Source organism: Paenibacillus sanguinis 2301083 = DSM 16941, assembly GCF_000374825.1.
In the GTDB taxonomy this organism is placed as follows: domain Bacteria; phylum Bacillota; class Bacilli; order Paenibacillales; family Paenibacillaceae; genus Fontibacillus; species Fontibacillus sanguinis.
On the sequence record NZ_KB895384.1, the window covers coordinates 135944 to 161446 of the forward strand.

The 25503-nt window shown below is 46.2% G+C and carries 21 protein-coding genes; 16 read left to right on the plus strand and 5 right to left on the minus strand.

Annotated features, from left to right (window positions below; translation table 11 throughout):
- Positions 1-82 precede the first annotated feature (82 nt).
- The 3 genes from C557_RS0115130 (at position 83) to holA (ending at position 3192) form a co-directional block, all read left to right on the plus strand.
- Complete coding sequence (locus C557_RS0115130; RefSeq protein WP_018752729.1) at positions 83-631, plus strand: RNA polymerase sigma factor; 549 nt, start codon at positions 83-85, stop codon at positions 629-631.
- Positions 628-1869, plus strand: a complete 1242-nt coding sequence (locus tag C557_RS0115135; RefSeq protein ID WP_018752730.1) for an anti-sigma factor family protein — start codon at positions 628-630, stop codon at positions 1867-1869. Before C557_RS0115130 ends, C557_RS0115135 begins: the two co-directional genes overlap by 4 nt.
- 303 nt (positions 1870-2172) lie before the next feature.
- Positions 2173-3192, plus strand: coding sequence for a DNA polymerase III subunit delta (holA, locus tag C557_RS0115140; protein WP_018752731.1), 1020 nt, complete (start codon positions 2173-2175; stop codon positions 3190-3192).
- A 113-nt stretch (positions 3193-3305) separates the two neighbouring features.
- On the opposite strand, the gene rpsT is transcribed toward holA, so the two are convergent.
- Positions 3306-3578 carry a 30S ribosomal protein S20 gene (rpsT, locus tag C557_RS0115145; RefSeq protein ID WP_018752732.1) on the minus strand — a complete coding sequence of 91 codons (273 nt, stop codon included), beginning with the start codon at positions 3576-3578 and terminating at the stop codon, positions 3306-3308.
- A gap of 711 nt (positions 3579-4289) precedes the next feature.
- Here rpsT and C557_RS0115150 point away from each other — a divergent pair.
- From C557_RS0115150 to C557_RS0115195, 10 genes are all read left to right on the plus strand, one after another.
- Positions 4290-5462, plus strand: coding sequence for a GntR family transcriptional regulator (locus C557_RS0115150; protein ID WP_026263508.1), 1173 nt, complete (start codon positions 4290-4292; stop codon positions 5460-5462).
- Between the two features lie 394 nt (positions 5463-5856).
- Entirely contained in the window at positions 5857-7110 is a 1254-nt protein-coding gene (locus C557_RS0115155) for a glycoside hydrolase family 125 protein (RefSeq protein WP_051082460.1), read from the plus strand.
- Between the two features lie 40 nt (positions 7111-7150).
- On the plus strand, positions 7151-8524 hold the full coding sequence (locus C557_RS0115160) for an extracellular solute-binding protein (protein ID WP_018752735.1): 1374 nt from the start codon (positions 7151-7153) through the stop codon (positions 8522-8524).
- A 90-nt stretch (positions 8525-8614) separates the two neighbouring features.
- A complete protein-coding gene (locus C557_RS0115165; protein WP_018752736.1) occupies positions 8615-9490 on the plus strand; it encodes a carbohydrate ABC transporter permease in 876 nt (291 codons plus the stop codon).
- Positions 9491-9510: 20 nt separating this feature from the next.
- Complete coding sequence (locus C557_RS0115170; RefSeq protein ID WP_018752737.1) at positions 9511-10338, plus strand: carbohydrate ABC transporter permease; 828 nt, start codon at positions 9511-9513, stop codon at positions 10336-10338.
- Positions 10339-10380: 42 nt separating this feature from the next.
- On the plus strand, positions 10381-13110 hold the full coding sequence (locus C557_RS0115175; protein WP_018752738.1) for an alpha-mannosidase: 2730 nt from the start codon (positions 10381-10383) through the stop codon (positions 13108-13110).
- A gap of 144 nt (positions 13111-13254) precedes the next feature.
- Positions 13255-14271, plus strand: a complete 1017-nt coding sequence (gene gpr / locus C557_RS0115180; protein WP_018752739.1) for a GPR endopeptidase — start codon at positions 13255-13257, stop codon at positions 14269-14271.
- A gap of 189 nt (positions 14272-14460) precedes the next feature.
- A complete protein-coding gene (locus C557_RS0115185; protein ID WP_018752740.1) occupies positions 14461-15765 on the plus strand; it encodes a stage II sporulation protein P in 1305 nt (434 codons plus the stop codon).
- Between the two features lie 19 nt (positions 15766-15784).
- On the plus strand, positions 15785-16237 hold the full coding sequence (locus tag C557_RS0115190) for a hypothetical protein (RefSeq protein WP_018752741.1): 453 nt from the start codon (positions 15785-15787) through the stop codon (positions 16235-16237).
- 78 nt (positions 16238-16315) lie between these two features.
- On the plus strand, positions 16316-17392 hold the full coding sequence (locus C557_RS0115195) for a substrate-binding domain-containing protein (RefSeq protein WP_018752742.1): 1077 nt from the start codon (positions 16316-16318) through the stop codon (positions 17390-17392).
- A 65-nt stretch (positions 17393-17457) separates the two neighbouring features.
- Here the strand turns inward: C557_RS0115195 and C557_RS0115200 are convergent, their stop codons facing one another.
- The 4 genes from C557_RS0115200 to C557_RS0115215 all read right to left on the minus strand — a co-directional run bounded on the left by C557_RS0115200 (position 17458) and on the right by C557_RS0115215 (position 22065).
- Entirely contained in the window at positions 17458-18639 is a 1182-nt protein-coding gene (locus C557_RS0115200; protein ID WP_018752743.1) for a glycoside hydrolase family 130 protein, read from the minus strand.
- A gap of 133 nt (positions 18640-18772) precedes the next feature.
- On the minus strand, positions 18773-19966 hold the full coding sequence (locus tag C557_RS0115205; RefSeq protein ID WP_018752744.1) for an AGE family epimerase/isomerase: 1194 nt from the start codon (positions 19964-19966) through the stop codon (positions 18773-18775).
- Positions 19967-19990: 24 nt separating this feature from the next.
- On the minus strand, positions 19991-20938 hold the full coding sequence (locus tag C557_RS0115210; protein ID WP_018752745.1) for a glycoside hydrolase family 113: 948 nt from the start codon (positions 20936-20938) through the stop codon (positions 19991-19993).
- A gap of 110 nt (positions 20939-21048) precedes the next feature.
- Positions 21049-22065: a substrate-binding domain-containing protein gene (locus tag C557_RS0115215; RefSeq protein WP_040677128.1), complete on the minus strand. Its 1017-nt coding sequence runs from the start codon at positions 22063-22065 to the stop codon at positions 21049-21051.
- A gap of 248 nt (positions 22066-22313) precedes the next feature.
- On the opposite strand from C557_RS0115215, the gene C557_RS0115220 reads away from it, so the two are divergent.
- From C557_RS0115220 to C557_RS0115230, 3 genes are all read left to right on the plus strand, one after another.
- Positions 22314-23645 (plus strand): ABC transporter substrate-binding protein, encoded by a 1332-nt coding sequence (locus tag C557_RS0115220; protein ID WP_018752747.1) that lies wholly within the window; start codon positions 22314-22316, stop codon positions 23643-23645.
- Between the two features lie 119 nt (positions 23646-23764).
- Positions 23765-24640 (plus strand): carbohydrate ABC transporter permease, encoded by an 876-nt coding sequence (locus tag C557_RS0115225; RefSeq protein WP_018752748.1) that lies wholly within the window; start codon positions 23765-23767, stop codon positions 24638-24640.
- A 3-nt stretch (positions 24641-24643) separates the two neighbouring features.
- Positions 24644-25477: a carbohydrate ABC transporter permease gene (locus C557_RS0115230; RefSeq protein WP_018752749.1), complete on the plus strand. Its 834-nt coding sequence runs from the start codon at positions 24644-24646 to the stop codon at positions 25475-25477.
- The last annotated feature ends 26 nt before the right edge of the window (positions 25478-25503 follow it).

Consider the following 25503-nt stretch of genomic DNA (forward strand, 5'->3'; position numbering starts at 1 on the left):
TTTTTAATTTTTACAGTAACAGCATTGCAACATATTGTCAGACTCTAGCGTCTGTAAAGATGCAAGGAAGGGGGAGCCTCTAGTGGTAGAGCAGGATCTCATCAGAGCCGCTCAAACGGGCGATCGCGACGCTCTAATCACCCTATTGCGCAAGATCGAGAATCACGTATACCGGACGGCCTATTATATTTTGAACAATGAGCAGGATGCGCATGACGCGGCTCAGGAAGCCCTTATTCGTATTTATACCAAAATCGATTCCTATGAAGAGAAGGCGCAGTTCAAAACCTGGGTTCAACGGATTGTGACCAACATTTGCATTGATAAATTCCGTAGACAAAAACCAACCGTATCCATTGACGAACATGAAATGGTGTTCCAAGGCAAGGAAAGCGTGGAGCGGGAAGTGATGGCGGGATATTTGACCGAGGATATTCGGCAGGCGATTGAGCAATTGCCGGAACACCACAGGTCGGTGGTTGTGCTTAGATATTTACAGGATTTTTCGTATAACGAAATTGCTGATAGCTTGAATTTACCCCTGAATACAGTGAAATCCTATTTATTCAGGGCCAGGCAACAGTTGCAGCATCTACTCCAAGATTATCAGAAGGGTGGTGTATCAGGATGAAATGCCAGGAGGCGGAGGCATGGATGCAGCGGTATCTGGACCATGATTTAAATGAAGAAGAACGGCTCCTTCTGTTCGAGCATATTGGCTATTGCGAGGCTTGTGCTGAAATGTTTGAACGATTAAGCGACCTGTCTGCCCGGCTGGAGAAGCTGCCTCAGGTCATGCCTAACTTTAGTCTTGTGGATGCGATACTTCCGCAATTGGAAGAAATCGATCGGGCCCGGCTGGAGGAAGGGAGTACCGTGGAGAGTTCGGCTTTGCCGACGATGTCGATGGACAAGAGCACGTCCGGCGAATTGGCGGCAGTTCCAAATGAACAGGATATACGGCGCCGGAGCGATAGAAAAGTGCGGCAACGCAGCTGGATAAACCGTTATGTGGCACTCGGAGCGGCAGCGGTTCTCATTTTGGGCGTGTTCATTTCTCAATATGAGCCGCGCACGGTATCGGATGCCGGAGGCTCCATGGGTTCACAGCAAAGTGAGAGTCTGAATGACCAGCTGAGCGGCAGTAGTTCCGCAGCCGATAAGGCCGCTGGCGAGATGTCTCCTCGATTCAAGGTTGATGATGGTAGTACCAACAATAAGGAGATATCGTCTGATTTACCGGATCAAATGGCGAAAGCCCCTGTCATCGACAAGCAGCCAACTTCCTCGGATGGAGGTTCGACTGAGGGAGGTTCTAAGCAGCCAGGTTCAGGTCATTCGCCACAAGCCAGTCAACCGGATAGAAGCTCTGAAGGAATTTTGCCCTCTGATCAGCTTCGGACTGGTTCGCCAGGCCATTCATCTTCCGGAAATCCTGAAGGAGCGGATCAGGTGCAGCCTGAAGTTCAGGAGCCCGCACACACAGAATTATTTGCGAATCCTGGGGATGAATTGGATTCAGGCGATATGAATCAGCGGACGCAGCAGCAACAGGAGCCAACTGATCAAGCTATAGTTGCCGACATTGGAGACAAGTATCTACTCTCCGGACAACTCCTTGTCTGGTCTTCCCCGGACGGAGCCTTTGACGCAGAAGTGAAGGAGGAACATTTGTATATCTACAAATGGGAATCCGGGGAACGGAAGCAGGTCCATGCCGAGCCGCTTGACGGGGATTGGGTGACTGGCGGCTGGTCAGCAGAAGGCTATATATTTACGTATCAGACAGAGAAAGATGGAGCTGCAATTAATCATAAGTTCGAGGCGGGACATTTGACCGAGAAGAATGATGAGGGAAAACAGCCATAAAGCTGCAGTGTGGGTAGCTGGGTTCGAGCTCAGGCGAGTTCCTAAATATGCGAAAGCAGTCACCTTTTCAGGAGATATGGAATAGTTATATAGAGTAGAGACAATGTATATCCCCCTGATCGTCGTATGACCGCCATTCGGAGAGTTTCTAGGGCTCTTCGGCGCGCGTTTATATAGATGCTCCGGGACAAAGGGATCTTTCGCCATGAGGCAGAGGTCCCTTTGTTGCGTAATGGAGACCTTGAAGAAGAAGGGGAACTCGAAGTATGATGGTAAGAGGCGAGAAACGGAAGGGAGAAGCTGATGGATGCAAAGCAAGCGGTAAAAGACATTAAGCAGGGGCGCATCTCCCCGTTATATTTGTGCTACGGTACGGAGAAATATCAAATTCAGGAGTTCGTCGGCCTGTTGCAGGAGAAGCTGGTAGATCGGGAACAGCGGGACTTCGCTTTAGCCTCCTTCGACTTGGCAGAGACGCCGATTGAGATGGTGGTGGAGGAAGCGGAGACGATGCCGTTTCTGGTGGAGCGCAAGCTGATCATTGTTCGTGATTCATCAGTGTTCACCGCAGGCAAGGATGGAGGAAAGCTGGAGCATAAGGTGGAGGCCCTGCTATCCTACATAGGGAACCCGGCCGACCATAGCGTCATTGTATTTGTGATACATCATGAGAAGCTGGATGAGCGGAAAAAGGTGGTCAAGGCGATGAAGGCCTCAGGCACCGTGTTGTCCTTTATGCCTATGGGAGGGCGCGAGCTTGTCCAGTGGGTGGTGCACGAGGTGGAGAAGCGAGGCTGTCAAATCGCCGGGGATGCCGCAGAGGCATTGATCGCCGCCAGCGGCGTGCAGATGGCCGTGTTGGCCGCCGAAATGGACAAGCTGTGCTTGTACGCCGGGGCGGGCGGAGTGATCGATACCGTCGCTGTAGAGCAGCTGGTAGCTCGGAGCACGGAGCAGAATGTATTTGTGATGGTCGAGCATATTGCGGCCTTGAGGTTGGAGCAGGCCTTGGGCATCTTCTATGAACTGCTCAAGCAACGTGAGGAGCCAATCAAAATAGCTGCATTAATTGCTCGTCAATTCCGAATCATGCTGCAAGTCAAGGACCTGGGACGACAAAGCTACTCACAGCAACAGATCGCTTCCAGACTGAGCTTGCATCCTTATGTGGTCAAGCTGGCCGGAGAGCAGGCGCGAAAGTTTGAAGCCGAACGGCTGCGCACAATTATGTCCGACCTGGCAGAGCTGGATTACCGCATGAAGAGCGGGAAAGTTGACAAGGTACTAGGCTTGGAACTGTTTTTGTTAAAGCTGGGGGCTTAATGTCCCATCTCAAGGCCCTACGCGATGATCTCAAAATTATAAGGTGAACCAAAAAGACCTGAACGAACATCGTCCAGGTCTTTTTGAGCTTAAACTTGATATAATAACGTCTCTTACGCTTGGGACGTAAGGGCGTTCAATTTTTTAGCCAAGCGGGATTTCTTGCGGGCAGCTGCATTTTTATGGATCAAACCTTTAGTTACGGCTTTGTCCAATTTTTTGGTTGCAGCAGCGAAGGCAGTTTTAGCTGCTTCTACTTCGTTGTTAGCCAGTGCGGAATCAGCAGCTTTCACTACTGTACGCAGGGCGGACTTTTGCGAAGCGTTCAGAGCGCGACGTTTGTCGTTTGTTTTCACACGTTTGATTGCGGATTTAATGTTTGGCATTGCATTCACCTCCTGTAAAGCATATATCAACCAGATGATTCACAACTTAAAATAGTTTATCACGCAAGGTAGTAAAAAGCAATAAGATCATCAGACTCTAATTGGAAAAAATCTTGAGAGACCGTAGCCCGATTTGCAGGTGAGCCGAAAAAAGGCCAGCCTAAACTAAACCTGCCCTACTAATAAGCAGTGATTCCACGCCTTTGAAATCGCCAGACTGGATCTCGGTCCATTGGAGACTCGCGTACTTCGCAAGCGTTGTTTGGGTTAGGAAACCTCTGGATGTCGCCAATCTCCAAGAGGGGGCCTGCTGCGAAGATCAAACCGATTCCCCAGCAGGAAATTCGTCGCTCATGTCAAAGTTTGTACAACATGGTACAAAGTCCGTGTACGGCTGAAGGGCGACCAAGGACTCGCTCATTTGTAGGCACGGGGGGAGATAACCGGATCGAAGCTGCGCGGCGATGAACCAGACGTCTACCCTATTTTTTTCTGGAGCGTCAAGAAAGTACGTTTTTCTTGAACATCTTGGGGAAATGGAGCTGACCATTACAAATCTTAGCAAACGGCTTAGCTGTTATTTGTATACAACTGCATAATTTTTACACTAAATTGTTTATTATGTGTCATATCGCTTTCTAAATAATATATAACATGTTATATTAATATATAATAATTTTATTTGATTTTACAGGATTTAGGGGGGATCGTATGTCTAACCAATCAACATCTAAACCGATGTATGAGCAAATTTTTGATGCTCTGCGTGAAGATATTACTTCGCTTAAATATAAGCCTGGAGATAGAATTCCGTCAGAAAAGGAATTATGTGAGCAATTTAATGTGAGCAGAATTACAAGTAAAAAGGCACTTGAGCTGCTTACTGCAGAAGGCTACATTATTCGCAAACCCGGGAAGGGTTCTTTTGTTAGTGAATCCATGAGCGTAAGAGAAGGTGTCGATCCTTCAAATGCTGCCCTTAGCTTAACGACTAATCAGAGGATAAAACGCCAAAAAAAAATGTTGATTGGTCTTGTTATTACAAATTTTGATGACAGCTACGGAACCGAGCTTGTTTATGGCATGGAGGAAGCATCGCGTGAACACGACAGCTATTTAATTATTCGTCGTTCCTTTGGAATTGCTGCACGAGAGGAAGAAGCGATTTCTCAATTGCTTGCAATAGGTGTGGACGGACTCATTATTTTCCCGGCGCAAGGTGAGTACTTTAGTGCAGAGATATTAAAACTCGTCATTTCTAAGTTCCCATTTGTGTTAGTAGATCGATATTTAAAGGGCATTTCCGCATCTTCGATAAGTAGTGACAATCTTCAAGCTGCCAAGGAAGCGACCAATTACTTATTTGAATTAGGACATACACAGATTAGCTTTTTGACACAGCCATCTATTAATACAACAGCCATTGAGGAACGGATTGAAGGATTTATTCAAGCGCATGCGGAAAAAGGAATTGTTGCTGATCGGGGACTTTGGTTAGAAAATATTACTTCAACATTGCCAAATGAGTTTGATCCAAATACACGTGAACGTGATATTGAAATTATCCAGCAGCATTTAAAGCAACATCCAGAGATTACAGCTTTATTTACTGTTGAATATACGATTGCACAATATGCTTTTGAGGCGGCTCGCAGATTGGGGCTGTCTGTTCCTGACGATATTTCTATCATTTGCTTTGATAGTCCCAGAAACGATTCCTATCAATTTACTCATATTAGACAAAATCAGCTTGAGATTGGTAAACGAGCCATTGAAAGTGTGTTGAAGCTGCATAATCAAGAGCAAGTAGCGGGTAGAGTGATGCTACATGCACCACTTGTCATTGGTAAAACAACAGCAGCTCCTAAAGTAAAGCCTGTTTAACCACCGGCAGCTATTACGTAGGAGGCTACGGTACGATCTAGCAGCTTGACCAGACCACATAACATTTTAGTTTTGATAGTTGCCTGGACAAGGACAAAAAAGAGCAAGCCATCTTTATGAGGGCTTGCTCTTTTTCCTGTTATATCAATATATTTTATTCGTTTTAATGGTATGAATTGTGTTTTTAAGATATGATATTTCGCAAATTATATATTGACATATTAATTAAATGGAATATAATTGGTGTAAGCGGTTAACCGAAAATCAATTATAAATACTAGTATTTTTCGTCCATAATTAGCAGTCCACTTAGCACACTTTGCTATTACATGAATTAGGAGGTGTGGAATTGTCATCCCCCACACAAAAAACAAGTAATGCGGCCATTGAAGCCATGATTGGTGAGATGAAGACTAAATTTGCCGATCGGCCTAAGCTTGCAGAAATTTTTGAGAATGGCTTCCGCAATACAATGAATACAACGATTCAGATTTTAGAAGATCAGACAACCTTTGTTATTACAGGTGATATACCTGCTATGTGGCTGAGAGACTCAGCAGCTCAGGTTCGTCCATATCTGGTGCTTGCTGATAAGGATCAGGATATTGCAAATATGATTCAAGGCTTAGTGCAGCGTCAGATGGAATTTGTAATACTAGATCCATATGCCAATGCTTTCAACCAAAGCGAGAACGGGAAAGGTCATCAAGATGACTTAACCGAGATGGGTCCTTGGATATGGGAACGGAAATACGAGATCGATTCCTTGTGCTACCCATTACAGCTTGGGTATCTACTTTGGAAAAATAGTGGACGTACAGTTCAATTTAACGAAACTTTCCGCAAGGCTTCGGAGAAAATTATCAAGCTTTGGAGAACAGAACAGCATCATGAAGAGAAGTCACCATATCTGTTCCAAAGATTTAATGCACCTTTGACAGACACATTAACTAGAGAAGGCAAAGGTAGTATAACAGGTTATACAGGTATGACATGGTCTGGTTTTAGACCAAGTGACGATTGCTGTGAATACGGTTACCTCGTTCCTTCAAACATGTTTGCCGTTGTTGTGCTGGAATACTTAAATGAAATTGCACTTGAAGTTTGGTCTGATGAAGCTTTAGCACAGCAAGCACTTCAGTTAGCTAATGAGATTAGGCAAGGGATTGAACAATATGCAGTAGTGGATCATCCTGAATTTGGAAAAATTTATGCTTACGAAACAGATGGTTTAGGAAACTATAATTTAATGGATGATGCCAATGTGCCAAGCTTGTTATCCCTTCCATATCTTGGCTGTGTTTCTGAGGATGATGAAATTTATTTAAATACTCGCAAATTTATACTTAGTACAAACAATCCCTATTACTTCACTGGTACTGCGGCTTCAGGAATTGGAAGTCCACATACACCAGAGCGTTATATTTGGCACATTGCCTTATCGATGCAAGGATTGACTTCACTTCACTCAGAAGAAAGAGAGCGCTTGCTTGAGTTGTTCCAGGCTACAGATGCTGGCACAGGAATGACACATGAAGGCTTCCATGCTGATGATCCGACGCAGTACACAAGACCTTGGTTCTCGTGGTCGAATATGCTATTCTGCGAATTTTTAATGGATTACTGCGGTATCCGCATTCATAAATAATCTAATTTAACTACATTATTCATCAGGGGGTTATGTCAAAATGATATCTAACAAATTCAAGGCTTCTCTCATGCTTATCCTTGCAGCACTTATGGTATTTACAACTGCGTGCTCAAGCTCAAGCAACAGTAAAGATGATGCAGGCGGAAAGCAAGAGGTTACCGTCACATTTCGTTCCACTGGTTCTGATGATTCCTTAAACAAATATTTTAAATCCGGTCTAGTTGAAGAATTTGAAAAACAAAATCCAGATATCAAAATCAACTTGTCTCCAATTCTTGCAAGTGAAGGCGACTACTTCTCTAAAGTGGTATTGCAAATGAAATCAAGTGATACTTCTCCTGATTTGATTGCAGAAGATACTTCTATTCTGAAATCAGATGCACTAGCAGGATATTTAGAACCGTTAGATACTCAGGTTGAAGGCTGGTCTGATTGGATTAACATCATTCCTAATCTTAAAGAAGGTGTAACTGGGGAAGACGGTAAAATCTACGGTATTCCTGCAACATCCGATACTCGTGGGTTGTGGTATAACAAGGATCTATTCAAACAAGCAGGGCTTCCTGTGCCTTGGGAGCCTAAAACTTGGGAAGATGTGTTAGAAGCAGCCCGTACAATTAAGGCAAAATTGCCAGATGTAACACCGATGCACATGACTGTTGGTAAAGCAAGCGGCGAAGGTGTAACGATGCAAACATTGGAAATGCTACTCTATGGAACAGAAGATGAGCTATACAACGCTGAAACGAAAAAATGGATCGTGAACAGCCCAGGCTTGTTAGATTCCTTCAAATTTATTAACCAAGTATTCAACGTAGACAAAACAGGTCCATCCTTGCAAATTGCACTTAGTGGACAAGCAGGAAGCATGGCGTTTGAACAATTGCTGCCACAAGATAAAATGGCGATTGCCCTTGATGGTAGCTGGGCAGGATCAACCTGGGGTCCTGACGGTGCTGCACCAATTGAAAATGTAACTGAGAAAATGGGCTTTGTTGCAATGCCTACTCAACATGGTCAAGAGCCTGGTGCGACAACAATGTCTGGTGGATGGGCATGGTCCATTCCGGCAAATGGTAAACACAAGGACGCTTCTTGGAAATTCCTGCAGTTCATTATGAATAAAGAAAATGCAACCGCTCGTGTTGTAGCTGAAGGTGCATTAAGCCCACGTATGGATTCTGTAGAAGTCGGCGGATACTTGGATCGTCCGTTTATTAAAGAAGCACAATCTTTCTTGAACACTGCTCATTTCCGTCCAACTAACGATCAATATGCTTCTGTATCTACACAAATCCAAAGCATCGTAGAAAGTATTGCTTCTGGTAAGTTAACACCTGAAGATGCAATCAAGCAATTTACGGATAATGTAACTCGTGTTGCTGGTGCAGATGCAGTTGAACAAAAATAGTATGAAATATAGCATTTCCTAAAAAAGGAATAGAGGGATAAAGCTTATAAGCAGCTATCCCTCTATCCGCTTGTGAATGGAGAGAATGACATGGACAGACATAGGGGAAAAGGATTACAAGCATTCCTATTCTTATTTCCATCAATTATCCTGTTGCTTATCTTTTTCGTCATCCCGATTTTTCTGACCTTTGGTTTTGCTTTTACGAATATGTCATTGACGGGAGCAGCAGCAAAAAGCTTAGAATTTGTAGGGTTCCAGAACTTTGCAAATATGTTTCAGGACCCGGATTTTAAAATCAGTGTGTATCGTACATTAGTATTCCTATTTTTGTCTGCTGTCATTGGACAGGTAGTATTAGGCTTTATTATTGCGTTATTGATGAAAGAGAAAAATGTTACGTTTAGACGATTTGTTGGTATTATCGTAATCGCAGGTTGGGTAACGCCTGAAATTGTTGTTGCCTTCTGTATGGTTGCGTTTTTTGGTGATACAGGTACTTTGAATAGTGTTCTGGAGACTGTGGGACTAACCCCGGTATCTTGGTTATTTACATTCCCGATGACCACAGTTGTAATTGCGAATATATGGCATGGCACTGCCTTCTCTATGATGGTATACCAATCTGCCTTAGACGATATTCCTAAGGATGTTGAGGAAGCTGCAACAATTGATGGGGCAAATTCATTCCAAACCTTGCGTCATATTACGCTTCCAATGGTTAAAGGCTCTATCGTGACGAACATGATGCTAGTAACGTTATCCACGCTCGGGGTGTTTACTTTGATCTATACAATGACAGGCGGTGGACCAGGTAATTCTACGCAAACCTTGCCAATATTTATGTACAATCAAGCGTTTGTGAATTATCAGTTCGGATATGGTACAGCAATTTCCTTGGTGCTCTTGTTTATTGGTATCATAGCAAGCTTGTTGTACATGAGAAGCATGAAAGTCAAAGTATAGGCTAGGGGAGGTGAGCGAAAATGTTTCAAAAACATCGCATTCATAAACAAATTCAATATGGAGTATTAGTATTTATCGCAATATGTTTCCTTGTCCCATTGCTGTGGATCGTGTTAGCATCCTTTGATCCTCACGCTCAGCAAGGAATTAAAATACCGGATACATTTACGCTAAATAACTTTAAAGATGTGCTCAGTGATTCTGCAAACATTCGATCTTTTGGAGTGGGACTTCTGCTCTCTGGTGGTCAGGCAACGTTAGTCGTCATTGTATCTGCCTTGGCTGCATATCCGCTGTCGAGATATGAGATGAAGTTTAAAAAAAGCTTCTTACTCGGTATATTATTCATGACCGCGCTGCCAATTACAGCAGTAATGGTTCCTGTATTCCAATTGTTCTTATTTTTGAAATTACAAAACTCCATTTTTGCTACCATGCTGTTCCTAACTGCGTCCTCCTTGCCTTATGGTATCTGGATGATGAAGAATTTTATGGATTCTGTTCCGATTGATCTTGAGGAATCCTCTTGGATTGATGGGGCGTCTGTAGGGACTGGATTACGGAAAATTGTAGCTCCATTGATGGTTCCAGGTATTGCAACCATTGCGATCTTTACCTTCTCTGGAAGCTGGGGTAATTTCTTTGTTCCGTACATTTTGCTGCAAACACCAGAAAAACTGCCTGCTTCTGTACTTATTTATCAATTTTTTGGAAGTCATGGCATGGTTGAATATGGCCGTCTAGCAGCATTCTCACTATTGTATACAATGCCATCCGTCGTGTTATATATCTTCTCACAACGCTATATGTCTAAAGGCTTTAGCATGGGTGGAGCTACGAAGGGCTAAGGTAGACATTTGTGATTTTGATAAGCTACAGAGGAGTTGAATATGTTGACCCAGAAAAAAACGGCGCACATTATCTCCCATACGCACTGGGATCGGGAGTGGTACATGCCCTTTGAATACCATCATATGCTATTAGTTGAACTAATGGATACCTTGCTGGATACACTTGATTCCGATCCAAATTACAAGTACTTTCATTTAGATGGACAAACGATTGTAATTGAGGACTATTTGCAGGTTCGTCCGAATCAACGCGAGCGGCTAGAACGCCATATTAAAGAAGGACGTATTCATATTGGTCCATGGTATATTTTGCAGGATGAGTTTCTCACAAGCAGCGAGGCAAACATCCGCAACTTGTTAACAGGGCACAAGGACGCTGCCAAGTATGGCGTTATCTCTAAAGTAGGGTATTTCCCGGATTCGTTCGGGAATATGGGACAAGCCCCGCAGATTATGGAGCAAGCAGGTATTAATAATGCGGTGTTTGGACGCGGCGTGAAGCCAACAGGCTTCAACAATACAGTTGGAGAGTCTGATACCTATGAATCCCCGTATTCTGAAATGATCTGGCAGTCACCAGATGGTTCACAGGTACTCGGTATTCTATTTGCCAATTGGTATTGTAACGGAATGGAAGTTCCTGTGGACAAGGAGGCTGCGCAAGCATACTGGGATAAAAATCTCAAGGATGCAGAGCAGTTTGCTTCTACGCCTCACTTGCTGTTCATGAATGGTTGCGATCATCAGCCGATTCAGACTGATTTGTCTAAAGCCATTGAGACAGCATCGGAGTTGTATCCAGACATCCGGTTTAAACATTCTAACTTTGACGAATACATTGCGGATGTGGCAAAAGCTGTACCCTCTGATCTCACCGTCATTGAAGGTGAATTGCGTAGTCAGCATACCGATGGCTGGGGAACTTTGGTGAATACAGCTTCTGCTCGTGTGTACTTGAAGCAAATGAACCAGCAAGCACAGACTTTGCTTGAAAAGGTTGCAGAACCACTAGCCGTATTTGCACATCTTGACGCTAATGCGGCATATCCACATGATGAGCTGACCTATGCATGGAAAACGTTGATGCAAAATCATCCCCATGACAGTATTTGTGGATGTAGTGTCGATGAAGTGCATCAGGAGATGGAGACTCGTTTCTTAAAGAGCCGCAATGTAGCAGAATCACTCATCCATGAAGCAACTTCAAAAATAGTCAAGCAAATTAATACACTGGATGTTGAGGCTTGGGATGGCAATGATATTCCATTCACGGTATTTAATACAGCAGGCTGGACACGAAGTGGTGCTGTGGAGGTTGAATTAGTTGTAGCTAAGAAATACTTCCCAGAGGGTCCTTCTCCGCAAGCGTTGGCACAGGAATTAAAACAAATTGCACTCGACAATAATGTGATTATGGATGCAAATGGAGACATTGTACCCGCACAAATTGAAGATTTAGGAGTTCATTTTGATTATGAATTACCTAAGGATCGCTTCCGCCAGCCTTATATGGCTCGCAAGGTGAAGGTGACCTTGCTTGCAAGTGAAATTCCTGCATTAGGTTATAAAGTATTTGCATATGGAAAATCAGTATCTTCTGTAATGCCAGAAGCTAGTGTGCAAGTAGATGGACACACGATGGAAAACAGCAAGCTACGTGCAACGGTAGAAGGAGATGGTACATTAACTTTGCAAGATAAAGTTAGTGGGCATACTTATACTGGACTGAATGCATTTGAAAACACAGGGGACATCGGGAACGAATATGTGTACCGTCAACCTGATGGTGAGGTTGCACTCACAACAAAAGGGTTAAACGCACAAGTGACTGTTGTTGAGCAAAGTGCAGTACGTGCAGTCATTGAAGCGGTCTTGGCTTGGGAAATCCCAGCTTCTGCAAATGAGAAATTTGTTGAGGAAAAACGTGAATTTGTACCATTTAGAGACCGGACAGCAGTAAGAACGACTGAAATGATTCCTTTCACAATTACTACTAGATATACGCTAGAAGGGAATAGTAGGCTAGTGAAGGTGAAAACAAGCTTCAATAATCAGGCTAAGGATCATCGCTTACGCGCATTGTTCCCAACTGGACTAAGAAGTGAGCATCACTATGCAGATTCTATTTTTGAGGTAGCACAACGTAATACGCAGCCTGCCAAGGAATGGATTAACCCAAGTAATTGTCAGCACCAAGGTGCTTTTGTTAGTGTGCATGAGCAAAATCGGGGGTTAACTATTGCAAACAAAGGGCTTCAAGAATATGAAGTGCTCCAAGGCGAGGAAAATACCATTGCTGTGACCTTGTTGCGTGCCGTTTCTGAGTTAGGTGACTGGGGTGTGTTTGAAACACCAGAAGCACAGTGTCTAGGAGAGCAGGCTGTGGAATATGCAATTATTCCTCATGCTGAGGATGGGATTAGTTCTCACGCTTATGCGTTAGCCTATCAATTCCAAATTCCTTGGACTGCGGCGCAAACAGAGCTTGGGCATGGAACATTACCAACCACGTATAGCTGGTTAAGCTGGAATGAAGCCGAAGCATCTCTTGCATTTTCAACCTTTAAATTAAGTGAAGGCACTTCAGATGTAATTGCCAGATTCTATAATCTTGGCAAAGCTACGGTTCCACTTACAACTGAGCTTGCACATGGTACAGGCGATATCTATGTTAGTGATGTGTTAGAACGCAGACATGAGTTGATGAATCAAGGTAAGGCTTATGAAGTAGGACCATATAAGATCGTCACATTGTCCTATCCGCTGTAAGGAATCAGACCCGTAATCTTGAGTGCGGGTGCTTTATAGGGATCAGTTTATGGAGGCGTCGCTGTAATTTGCAAAATAAAGGGTATAAACGGATTCCCTCTCCCGCACAATAAAGGCAACAAGAGCAAATGGAGGTCTTATGGCATGAATTTGGATTTGCGCAAATTTTCCGTACGCACTGATCTTGCTGTCGAGTCGAAGGAAATGGCGGAGACAGCCCATGGCGGGCCTGTACCGGGTGTTCATGAGCAGGTTGAAGAGCTGGATGCTGGCATTAAAATAACTCGGTTGGACGTAACCAGCGAGGCTGCCTCCAAGCAAATAGGGCGAATCCAGGGGCATTACATTACGCTGGAGGTGCCTGGCTTGCGGACGAAAGACACGGAGCTTCAAGAGAGGGTATCCGCTGCGTTTGCCCAAGAACTAACAGCATTCCTGCCGAGGATTGGCGTTGCCCCCGGAGCCAAGGCTTTAATCGTAGGCTTAGGCAACTGGAACGTTACACCGGATGCGCTGGGGCCTTTGGTCGTGGAAAATATCGTAGTGACCAGGCATTATTTTGAACTGACACCTGACCAGGTAGCCCCGGGTTATCGCGAGGTGAGTGCGATTGCGCCGGGAGTGTTGGGAATTACGGGCATTGAATCCAGTGAAGTGGTTCAGGGCATCGTCGACCGGACGAAGCCAGATTTGATTATTGCGATCGATGCGCTGGCATCCCGCTCTCTGGAACGGGTCAATACGACGATCCAGATCGCCGATATCGGCATACATCCGGGATCGGGTATCGGCAACAAGCGGCGGGGGCTTACCCAGGAAATACTGGGAGTGCCCTGTATTGCGATTGGGGTTCCCACCGTCTGCTACGCGTCCACTATCGTTAATAATGTATTTGATTTAATGAAAAATCACTTCAACCAGGAAAATGGTGACGGCGAGGCTCCGACCAAACAGATCATGGGCATGCTTAATGATTTGGGTGAAGGAGAACGCCTGGGACTGGTCAAAGAGGTTCTGGAGCCACTGGGGCATGACCTTATCGTCACGCCGAAGGAAATTGACGAATTCATCGAAGATGTAGCTAACGTGATTGCCAGCGGACTTAATATTGCGCTGCATGAGGCGGTAACTCCGGATAATGTAGCCTCCTATACCCATTAATTTAGAGGTAGTGATGCTGAAAGTCTGACTTTTTGAACATAATTATTAAAATAAAGCGAGTCGCGAATATATGGAAATCCGCAAATCTAGCGGATTTCTTTTTTTTATGAGATTCCGGGTTCTAGCCGCCAAACTAGGTTCATAGATTTGGAGTATACAGTTTGAAAGCGGCTGGAGGAGGTTTTACTTATGAAATTCAAAGCTTGGAACCTGGGAAAGATGAGACGAAATCTGCTGCATGCGTTAGCGCTAGGACGGACCTTCGCGCTGTTGTCGGTCATGTCGATGATCTTCTTTATCATGCTGGGCGTCTTGGGAATTGCCGAGAAAAGCCTGAATACATCGCCGGTGTCTTCTATGAAAGGCCTGGCAGCTTCGTTGTCCAGCGGTTTTTTTATGGATATGGTTGGCATGGAGGTTCCCCATGTGGCGAGCGAGAAGCAGACCCCCACCATTTCGGGGAAGCAAATGACGAATTTTGTATTTCAGCTCTTGACTGATGTGAATCCCGCGGACCCCAAAAGTCTGGTAGCCAGAGAGGTGCCGGGACTTGGAGCTGATCATCCGATTCTGCTGCGGACGGGCTCAGGCAATCACACAGCGCGCGCGCCTGAGGATTACCGGCCTGGTACAGGAGCAGATGGAAGCGCGCCGGATCATTCCGATCCGGATGAGGGACATGATCCTGGTGTAGAACCAGGGGAGGAAGATGGAAGTGAAGTCCCTCCGCCCACCCCGCCGGATAATGGTGTTGGAGAGGATAACGGGAAGCCTTCCGTGAAGCCGGGGAGCAAGAACATTGTTATGGTCTACCATTCACATCCTCAGGAATCCTTTAACCCCGTGCTGGGCACAGACATAGACAATCCCAGCTCGGCAGAAAATATGAAGAATGTAGGGCTGGTAGGAGAGGCTTTGACGAAGGAATTGGAGCGTAAAGGGGTTGCTGCCCTGCACTCCTTCGAGAATTATGCGTCCAAGGTAAGCAATTATAGCTATAACTACTCATATAAATATTCACGAGAGACGGTCAAACGAGCTATGGCTGAGAACGGCAAGCTCGAATATTTCATCGATATTCACCGGGATTCGCAGCGTCACGATAAGACAACAACATCTATCGACGGACTCAATTATGCGCAGGTTTATTTTATCATCGGTCATGGCAACGAGAACTGGAGAGAGAACGAGAAGTTTGCAAGCTCGATTCATGATCGGCTGGAGCGGAGCTACCCCGGCATTTCACGGGGCATTTGGGGAAAGACATCCTCGCAGGGCAACGGAGAATATAATCAGTCATTGTCTCCCAACAGCATTCTGATTGAAGTTGGCGGCATCGATAACAGCCAGGATGAATTGGAACGTACGGCCAAAGTATTGGCTAGTATTATTGCTGATCTGTATTGGGAGAGCCAGGATGCCGAGAAGGCTGGCACGTTGACGCGGAGCGGAGATGCCGGAACAACCGAAGGGGCATCCAACCAAAAATCGTAATTGAAGGAGATGGGCTGCTATGGCGAAAATGCTGCGTAACACTTTATTATATGGCTTTTTACTAGTCGGGGGAGTGACGCTTGGCATGCAGCTAGCAGAGAATGGAACAGCCTCGATCTATGGACCTTCCTTTGATGCGAACAGAACAGCCTCCACTCAGCAGATAGCCCAGGGCTGGAATCCTGCCTACGTATGGACCAACGGGCAAGGAGACATTATGGTGCAGGGCAACGCTCCTCTTGCCGCAGGCCAGCCGCAGGCCTTGGTTCCCCCGAAGCAGGACTACGCGGGCGAAGCGACAGAGGAAGCTTATAGCGGAAACATGGTGATGCAAACGCCCGCAGATTTATTGCTGCCGCCTCCTTCAGCACCAACTGTGGACCGTTTTGCCGACAAAGTTGCCCATTTATTGCAGCGTGTCTCGCAGCAAAGCATTCACTGGGTCGCTTCATGGTTTGATCCGAACGAATAACGTGCTTGCCTATGTTATAATATTGTTAGCTTGTTATTATAACCGTTAGTGTTACGGATCGACCGGAGGTCATGAATTTTGAAGAAAATTACGATGCAGCAAATTGCCGACCATCTGGGGGTGTCGAAATTCGTCGTTTCCAAGGCTTTATCCGGTAAAGGGGGCGTGAATGAAACAACCAGGGAGCGAGTGATTCAGGCGGCTTCACGGCTGGGGTACTTCAATCAGAAAAACGGGTATGTCAAAAATACGATGAATCCGCCGGCAGCTTCGGGCGGGCTAGCACAGGCAGGCAAGCAGTCTGTGCTCGTGCTGATGCCTAATATTCGTTATCAGAACAAGGATTCTTTGTATTGGGGACGGCTGCTGGAGGGGATTTCCAAAGAACTGGAAGCACAGGAACTGGGAATGGTCATCGTTTCCGATCCCCAAAGCGACCACTTTGTGCACATTTTGAATCCAGCCGGCATTCTCGGAATGATCGGCGTTGGGCATATCGCAACTCCATTTCTGCTTGAGGCGCATCGGCTGGGCCTGACAATGGTGCTGGTTGACCATGAGGACCCGCTCATTCCCAGCGACACGATCTTTGCGAACAATTTGGATGGGATGGCCCGGCTGACAAATTATTTGCTTGGTCTTGGTCACAGGCAACTGCATTTTTTGGGCAACTCCTCTTTTTCCAGAAGCTTTCGGGATCGTTGGCTTGGCTTTCGCAGTGCGCTGGAAGAGAATGGACTTACCCCTCAGTCAGGAGATGATCCGATGCTCAAGCTGGAGGGGATTGAGACTGGAGCTTATCGGGAGGACCTGTCTGAATGGGTGCAGCAGCGCAGAGCTGCGGGAACGCTGCCGACAGCATTGGTATGCGTGAACGATGCGGTAGCTTTGAGCGCCTGTTCAGTTTTGAAGGAAGCCGGTATATCCGTACCTGATGAGGTTGCAGTAAGCGGCTTCGATAATATCGCGGATGCAGCCCAGCATGTTCCGGCAATGACAACAGTTAACGTACCGAAGGAGGAACTGGGGCAGCGGGCAGTGAGGAGGCTGCTGGAACGGCTCGCTGAGCCGTCAGCCCGACAGGAGAAGGTGCTGATTACGGTAGATGCCATCTATCGCATGTCCACGTCGGAGCCTGGAACAACTACTAATTAAGTATAAAAAAAGCGTGCAGACCGAACATGATGTTCACGGCTTGCACGCTTTTTGGAGCTGTTCGATCACTGCATCGCGGTTTGTTGTTCATTGCGAGCGATGAGCTCCAGTCGCTGCTGCACACAGGCATAGGAGCGCAGCGGGTCTTCCGGTGTATGAAGCACGTAATCGAGAAGACGGTCGATGGTTGTGGTTGCCACATGGACGCGGGTGTCTGAAGAGGCATAATAAATATACACATCTCCGTTAGCACGGGCGATAACTCCGTTGCAAAATACTACGTTGGACACGTCGCCAACCCGTTCTTCTCCTTCTGGAGCAATGAGATGTCCGCCAGGCCGATGGGTAACACGATGCGGTTCATGCAGGTCGGTCAGAAAGGCGTACAATACATAGCGAAGCCCGGCTGCCGTTCCCCGCACTCCGTGAGCGATATGCAGCCACCCCTTGGCAGTTTTGATGGGGGCGGGACCTTGTCCGTTTTTCACCTCTTTAATAGTGTGATATTTGCGATCATCGACGATAATCTCCTGGTCAATAACGGCATGCTCAATGGAGTCAGACAGCCCCCAGCCAATGCCGCCGCCCGAGCCTGTATCGATGAAGCCATCCTGCGGCCGGGTGTAGAATGCATATTTTCCATTGACGAACTCGGGATGCAATACAACATTTCGTTGCTGCGGAGAACGCGTCTTTAAATCATCCAGCCGCTCCCATGTGATCAGGTCCTTGGTGCGGGCAATGCCGCATTGAGCAATGGCGCTGGACAGATCGCCTTGCGGAGCGGCGGGGTCCTTGCGTTCGGTGCAGAAGAGGCCATAAATCCATCCGTCTTCATGCTGAACAAGCCGCATATCGTACACGTTGATATCCGGGTCCTCCGTCTCCGGCATAACGATTGGACGATTCCAGAAGCGGAAGCCGTCAATGCCGTTGTCGCTCTCGGCTATGGCGAAAAATGATTTTCGGTCTACCCCTTCAACGCGAGCCGCCAAATAAAATTTGCCGTTTAATTCAATAGCCCCGGGGTTAAAAACTCCGTTGACACCCAGGCGCTCCGAGAAATAAGGGTTAGTCTGCGGATTGAAATCGTATTTCCAGATGAGAGGCGCGTGCTCGGCAGTCAAAACCGGATAGCGGTAGCGGTCATAAATTCCATTGCCGCAGGGCAGCTGTTCGTTGCGGCGGTTAATTAACTGTTCATAACGTGCGGTTAGCTGCTGCTTTCTTTCCTCAAATAAGCTCATGCGTCTTTCCTCCAGATTAAATAATTTTATAGGCTCAAGGCTTTAAGTTTCTCCAGAATCCCTACGACCCTACGCTCTATACATCCATGTTGGCAAACACTGATTTTTTGATTAAGCCATTTTATATTACTAGTTACTCAAGCTCCAGCCGTATCAGCATTTCGAGACAAGCGCGTCCATTATGGTAAGGACACTTCCACGAGCTGACCTTTGGCTCGCTGGTCAGTGGCTGTCCATCCGGCCCGATTCCCCAGAACCATTCCCCATGCTTGCGGTCAATTAAATATTGCTGGATAAAGCTCCAGGAGCTTGCGGCAGCTTCGCGGTATTTCTGTTCTCCCGTTAACTGATAGGCATTATAGAAGCCCACCATCGCTTCGGCTTGTGGCCACCAGTCCTTGTTCTGATCCGTTAGCCCCGTTTGATCCGCTTCATTCCAAATGCCGCCATCCTGGTCTATGCCTTCCTGATATACAGCCTGTGCCATCGCAACCGCTGTATGCTTGACGCGCGCCAGCAAAGCGGGATCGCCAAGCGTCTCGGCGGCTTCTACCAGCAGCCAGCTGCCTTCGATATCATGCCCATAGGAGATATGAGAGCTTTTAATCTGCCAGGCTTCATCGAAAAACAGGCGGAAATGAGCGGTTTGCGGGTCGATAATATGCTCCAGCGTGATCTTGATCAGTTCGGACAGACTCTGCTGCAGTTCCGGAGACTTCCACACCCGGTACAGATTAGTGTAGGCCTCAAGGATATGCAGATGCGTATTCATCGATTTCATCTCATTTAAATCTTTATCGCTAAGACTGAAATTGTCCGTTTGTTTCCAATCCCGGGATAGCGCTTCAATGTATCCCTGATGAACAGGATCATAGCTGTGCTTCTCCAGCAGATGGTAAATTTCTATCGCCATATCCAGTGCATCCTGGCTGGAGGAAGCAAGCACATATTCCGCCAAGGCATAGATTACAAAGGCTTGGCCATAAATCTGCTTCTTATCTTGCGTGGGTTTCCCCTGGTAATCAACCATCCAGAACAATCCGCCATACTCGCGATCCAGAAAATGCTCCATCAGATAAGTGTAGGCACGCTGAGCGGTCTGCACATATTCAGTTTGTGGGGAAAAGCGGTAGGCCGAAGCAAAGGTCCACAAAATTCGAGCGTTCAACACGAGCCCCTTATCAGCCAAGGGATCAGCTTTCATTTGCTGATCGATATAACCGATAAATCCGCCATGCTCTGGATCGATAGTATGGTCGATCCAAAATGGCAAAATATGGTGTTGCAGCTCCTGCCGCAACTGTTTCATCCAAATGGATTTATCCATTGACGCCGACCTCCTTACAATTTTTCATCTTAATCTGGCAGCATATGCTTCGGCCACAACAGCTTCCGCCTGCTTCCCGTATACACAGTAGCCGTCATCTTGGGCAGCTTCCTCAAGCGAATAAAGCTGTGTCGGCCAATCCCACAGCATGAAGCCACGCATCCAGGTGCGCGGTTCGCAGGCGCTTAGCATAGCCCGATAATAATCAGCTTGTTCAAGCTGGTTCGTCTGCCCCTGCCATGTCCAATCATTTGGGATATTCGCCGATCCAGTCCGGCTAGGGCAGCCTGCCTCCATAAAAAGAAAGGGCTTTCCAAATTTTTGAACAACCTGCTCGATGCGGTCCAGCTGATGTTCCCAGTCCCCAATCGGATAGTATCCGCTGGAACTGATTATATCTACAGCATCCCACCAGGCGACGTTATCCTCCTGATATTTGTCGCAGTTATAGGTGATAGGGCCGTTGTAGACTTGTCTGACCTCGGCAATCAGCTCCCGCCATTCCAGCTCGCGTTTGTCAGTCTGTACCATTTCACAGCCGATGCACAGCATTTCGCAGTCCGTTTCCTGAGCGATTTGGGCAAAATGCAAAATGTAAGCTCGGTAGGAGGCGAACCAGTCTGACCATTTGGGCTCGCACGGCACATCCTTATCGAAAAAATTAATATGTGCGCGCCAAGTGCCGTCCGCGCAGTTGACAATCGGCTTCAGGCATACCTTTAAACCCAATGTCTTGGCTTTGCGGATCGCCCATCTGACTTCTTCATCGCTCACCGTTGGCTCTTGCCAATAGGGGATTGCCGTCGAAAAGGCTGTCGCTTGCAGGGCAGAGAAGGCGATAGCCGTCCAATTGATGCCGGTGGATTGCACCATCATCTCCATGGAGCGGCCCGCAGCTTCCTGATTCCAGGTACCTCGAACTCCCATGAAGCCCCACGTCATTCCAGCTACATAAGGATCCACTAGATTCATGCTTGGCATTCACCTCTTTGTTATTTTGTTAGCATTTGTTATTTATAAATTAATAACAAAATTGAGCATGCCATAACTATATATCTAGTGCACAGAAGAATTCAATACTTTTATTTGGAATCGTGGATAATTTTCACGGAGTTGCGATAAATAATTTTCCCATGCACCAGCACCCGGCCGATGCGGCGATGAGGATTCGTTACTTTATCCATGATTGATTTCACGGCTATTCGGGCCATTTGCTCAATATCCACCTCGACCGTAGTCAACTGGGGATTGGCCAGTGTTGCATACACATCATTATCAAAGCCAACCACGGAGCAGTCTTCCGGTATGCGATAGCCCATACTGATCAAGCGTTCGCACAGGTTATAAGCGACCTGATCGCAATTGCATACAAAAGCGGTGGGCATTTGTTCAGGGAATGCAATATCGATGTATTGGCCTTGCTCATCCCGGTCGTTCAGCAGCAGCCGTTGATCGATTGCCATCCCGTGCTCAAGTAAAGATTTATAGTAGCCAAGATATCGATCCTGAATGCTGCTGGTAGAGTAAATATTGCCAACATAGGCGATATGGCGATGTCCGCACTGTATCAAATAATTAGTAATTTCGTACGCGCCGTAGAAGTTGTCGGTAACAATCGAGTCAATGCCGGCATGCTCGTCATAAAAATCAAGAAACAGCTTGGGCAAATTCATATTTTGTACGATCTCGATGTATTGCTTGCTGATCTGGCCCAGCACAATAATGCCGTCTACTTTTTTTTCACTGTATACTCGTGGGAAACTCAAGGCTTCCTCGTCTTCATGACTCAAAATATTCAGTATGCCAAAATATCCGTAGTGATCCAACTGGATGGCAATTTGCTGATAAACCTGCAGGTAGAACGATTCCTGCGGCCCTGTGAACCGTTGTGGAATCATTACACCTATATTGTAGGAGAGCCCTTCTTTTATAGATTTCGCAGCAGAATTAAATCGGTAGCCCATTTCACTGGCCACCTTTTTAATTTTTAGCTTGAGGTTGTCGCTAACCCCTTCTTTATCGTTTAGCGCCTTGGAGACCGTTACGCTGCTAACTCCCAATTCACTGGCGATATCTTTCATTGTTACGTTGTTCTTCATGAATTTCAATTCACCATCCCGTTCATCGTGGCCCAAGAAATCAGGCATAATTCACATTCAGTATACATGATAGTATCGGCGAATATAAAGATAAGCTTATGGAATAATACGAAAAAAAGTTAATAATAACTTAACATATACAGCGCGGAGAAAATTATTTTAAATTTAGTCATTGACTAGAAAGCGCATTCATATTAATATTTTATTAGCTAATCGATAACTTAATTAAAGAGAAAGGGGCTAATCAAGTGCAGAAAAATAAAATTTTAACGGGATTTATGGCCATGCTTCTTCTGGTGGCTATGTTGGCTGGCTGCGGCGGCAACGCGGGAGGAGATAACAAGAGCAACAATGGAGCTGGACAGGAGCAGCAGACAGGCGGGGATATTTCGGGAGAGATTACGGTCATTACACAGAGAACAGACATCGTAGACACGGTGTTCAAAGACTATGCTGTCGAGTTTAATAAAAAATACCCTGACGTGAAGGTGAACTTTCAGGCTTTGTCCGATTATGAGGGGCAAATCACGGTACGGATGAACTCTGATGATTATGGCGATGTGCTCTTGCTGCCGACCAGTATTCCGCTGGCGGATACGCCGGAATTTTTCGAGCCGCTGGGGACACTGGAGGAGCTGAGCAAGCAATATATCGGTCTGGAGGAAAGAACGGTTGATGGTAACGTCTATGGTATTCCGATTGCCGTGAATTTCTCCGGTGTTCTGTATAACAAGAAAGTATTTGAAGAGGCGGGCATCACGAAAGCGCCAAGCACGCCGGATGAATTTTTAGATGCATTGCAGAAGATAAAGGATAAGGGTGATGCTGTTCCACTGTATACCAACTATGCGGACAGCTGGCCGTTGACACAGTGGGAAGCTGTCCTGACTTCGGTAGCCGGCGACGTCGATTACGTGAATGTTACGCAGCCTAATACGGATGACAACTTTGTTCCCGGACAGCCGCATTACGAGCTGTACAAGATTATGTATGATGCGGCCAAGCAAGGCTTGATCGAGGATGATCCGATGACCACGAACTGGGAGACTTCCAAGGCTGATATGGCCAACGGCAAAATTGGCGCGATGGTGGTAGGGTCCTGGGCAATTAGCCAAGTGCAAGGGCTAACCGAGAACAAGGCTGACATTGCATATATGCCGTTCCCGACGAATGCGAAAGAGATCATTATGCCTTTGGCTGACGATTATACAGTTGGGATCAGCAAACACAGTAAAAATAAAGCCGCTGCTCGCGCCTGGATTGACTGGTTTGTTCAAGAATCCGGATATCCGACAGAGCAGGCTGGAGGCATGAGTCCGGTTATAGACGCTCCGCTTCCTGAAACCTTGAAGCAATTTGAGGGCACAGAAGTGAGGTTTGAACTCCAAACTCCTGCGAAGCCAGGGCAAGAGGGTTTAGTCGATAAAATTGATAAAGATGGGGAAATCGGACTCTGGCAGCCGGAGTTCAAGAAACGGATTATTGAAGCTGCTATTGGCAACACCACAGAAACCTATGATGAAATTATGCAGGATTTGAACGACGCTTGGGTCAAGTCCCGTGCCAAGTTTGTCCAATAGGCCATAGCACGCAACAGTTTCAAGAAATTAGCTCAAGCTGAGGGAGACGCGCTTGATGTGCGTTTCCCTTCCTTGTTAGCTAAACAAGATATACAGATTGTGGATTTGGAGGTGTGGATGTGTTCAAAAACCTGAGCTACAAGACACAAAGAAAGGTCATTATTTTAGCCTTTTCGTTAATTCCGGTCGTTCTACTGTTCACGTTTGCTTATTTGCCAGTATTCAATATGTTTAAATACAGCTTTACGGATTGGAACGGTTATAGCAAACACTACAATTTTGTAGGTTTGGAAAACTATAAAACGATTTTTACGGATTCTAAATATTTTTCTGTCTTCAAGGTCAGCTTGTATTATTTTGGAGCGACTTTCGTGCAGATGGCCTTAGCCTTGTATTTTGCCACTATTCTAAGCTTCAAGGTTCGGCTTAAAAACTTTTTTAAAGGGGTGCTGTTTTTCCCTTATTTGCTAAATGGGGTGGCCATCGGCTTTATCTTTCTATTCTTTTTCCGGCCCGACGGCACGCTGGATACCCTGATGCAATCGGTGGGGCTTGGTGCTTACACCCAGGGCTGGCTCAAGAACCCCAGCATTATTAACATTTCATTGGCTGGTGCATCTTTATGGAGATATATGGGCTTCAACTTTATTATCTTCCTTGGCGCAATCTCGTCCATCGGCTCGGACATATATGAAGCCGCCGAAATTGACGGGGCCAACCGCTGGCATCAATTTCGCCACATTATCTTGCCGAGTATTATGAAGATTTTGCAATTAAATCTGATTCTAGCGATTAGCGGCGCAATTAGCGCCTTCGATATTCCGTATATCATGACGGGTGGCTCAAACGGAAGTAATACGTTTGTCATTCAGACTGTCACCACGGCGTTCAAATATAACAAGCTGGGACTTGCTTCCGCCATGGCGGTTGTTCTGCTGTTTATCGTCATTTTAGTGACGCTGCTGCAGCGCTTGTTGATTAAGGAGGAGAAATAAGCCATGTACCGACTGAAGAATTTCGCCGCTTCCTTCTTTAAATATGCGAGCTTGCTGCTTGGCGCTTTTGCTGCGCTGGTGCCGATCGTTGTTGTATTTTTCGCCTCTTTTAAAACAAACAAGGAATACGGCGTAACTAGTCCCCTGACTCCCCCGGAGAACTGGCTGAATTTTGCCAACTATTCCAAGGCGTTTATCAATGGGAAAATGCTGCTTGGCTTTGGCAACACCTTGATCATCGTCGTAATTTCGATTATTGGCGCTACGCTGCTTGGCTCGATGATCGCCTATGTGCTGAGCCGCTTCAAGTTTCGCGGCAGCAAGCTGTTAATGGGAGCCTTTTTGCTGGCAACCTTGATTCCAAGCGTTACTACGCAAGTTGCGACCTTCCGGATCATCAACTTTCTGCATCTGGTAGACACGCGCTTCGCTCCGATTTTGCTGTATCTTGGCACGGACATCATTGCCGTATACATTTTTATGCAATTTTTGGATTCTATCTCGGAATCGCTGGACGAATCGGCCATGCTGGATGGAGCGTCCTATTTTACAATTTTCGGTAAAATCATTTTACCGCTGCTGGCGCCGGCTATCGTGACGGTCATTATCGTGAAGGGTGTCAACATATATAACGATTTCTATACACCGTTCCTGTATATGCCAAGCGAGGATTTGCAGGTGCTTTCAACCGCATTGTTTAAATTCAAAGGACCGTACGGCTCGCAATGGGAAGTGATTTGCGCAGGTATAATGATTACCATTGTGCCGATCCTGATCGCCTTTGTCTCCCTGCAAAAATATATTTATAACGGCTTTGCGCAAGGATCTGTCAAATAATCATCGTATTTCTAAACTGGAAGGAG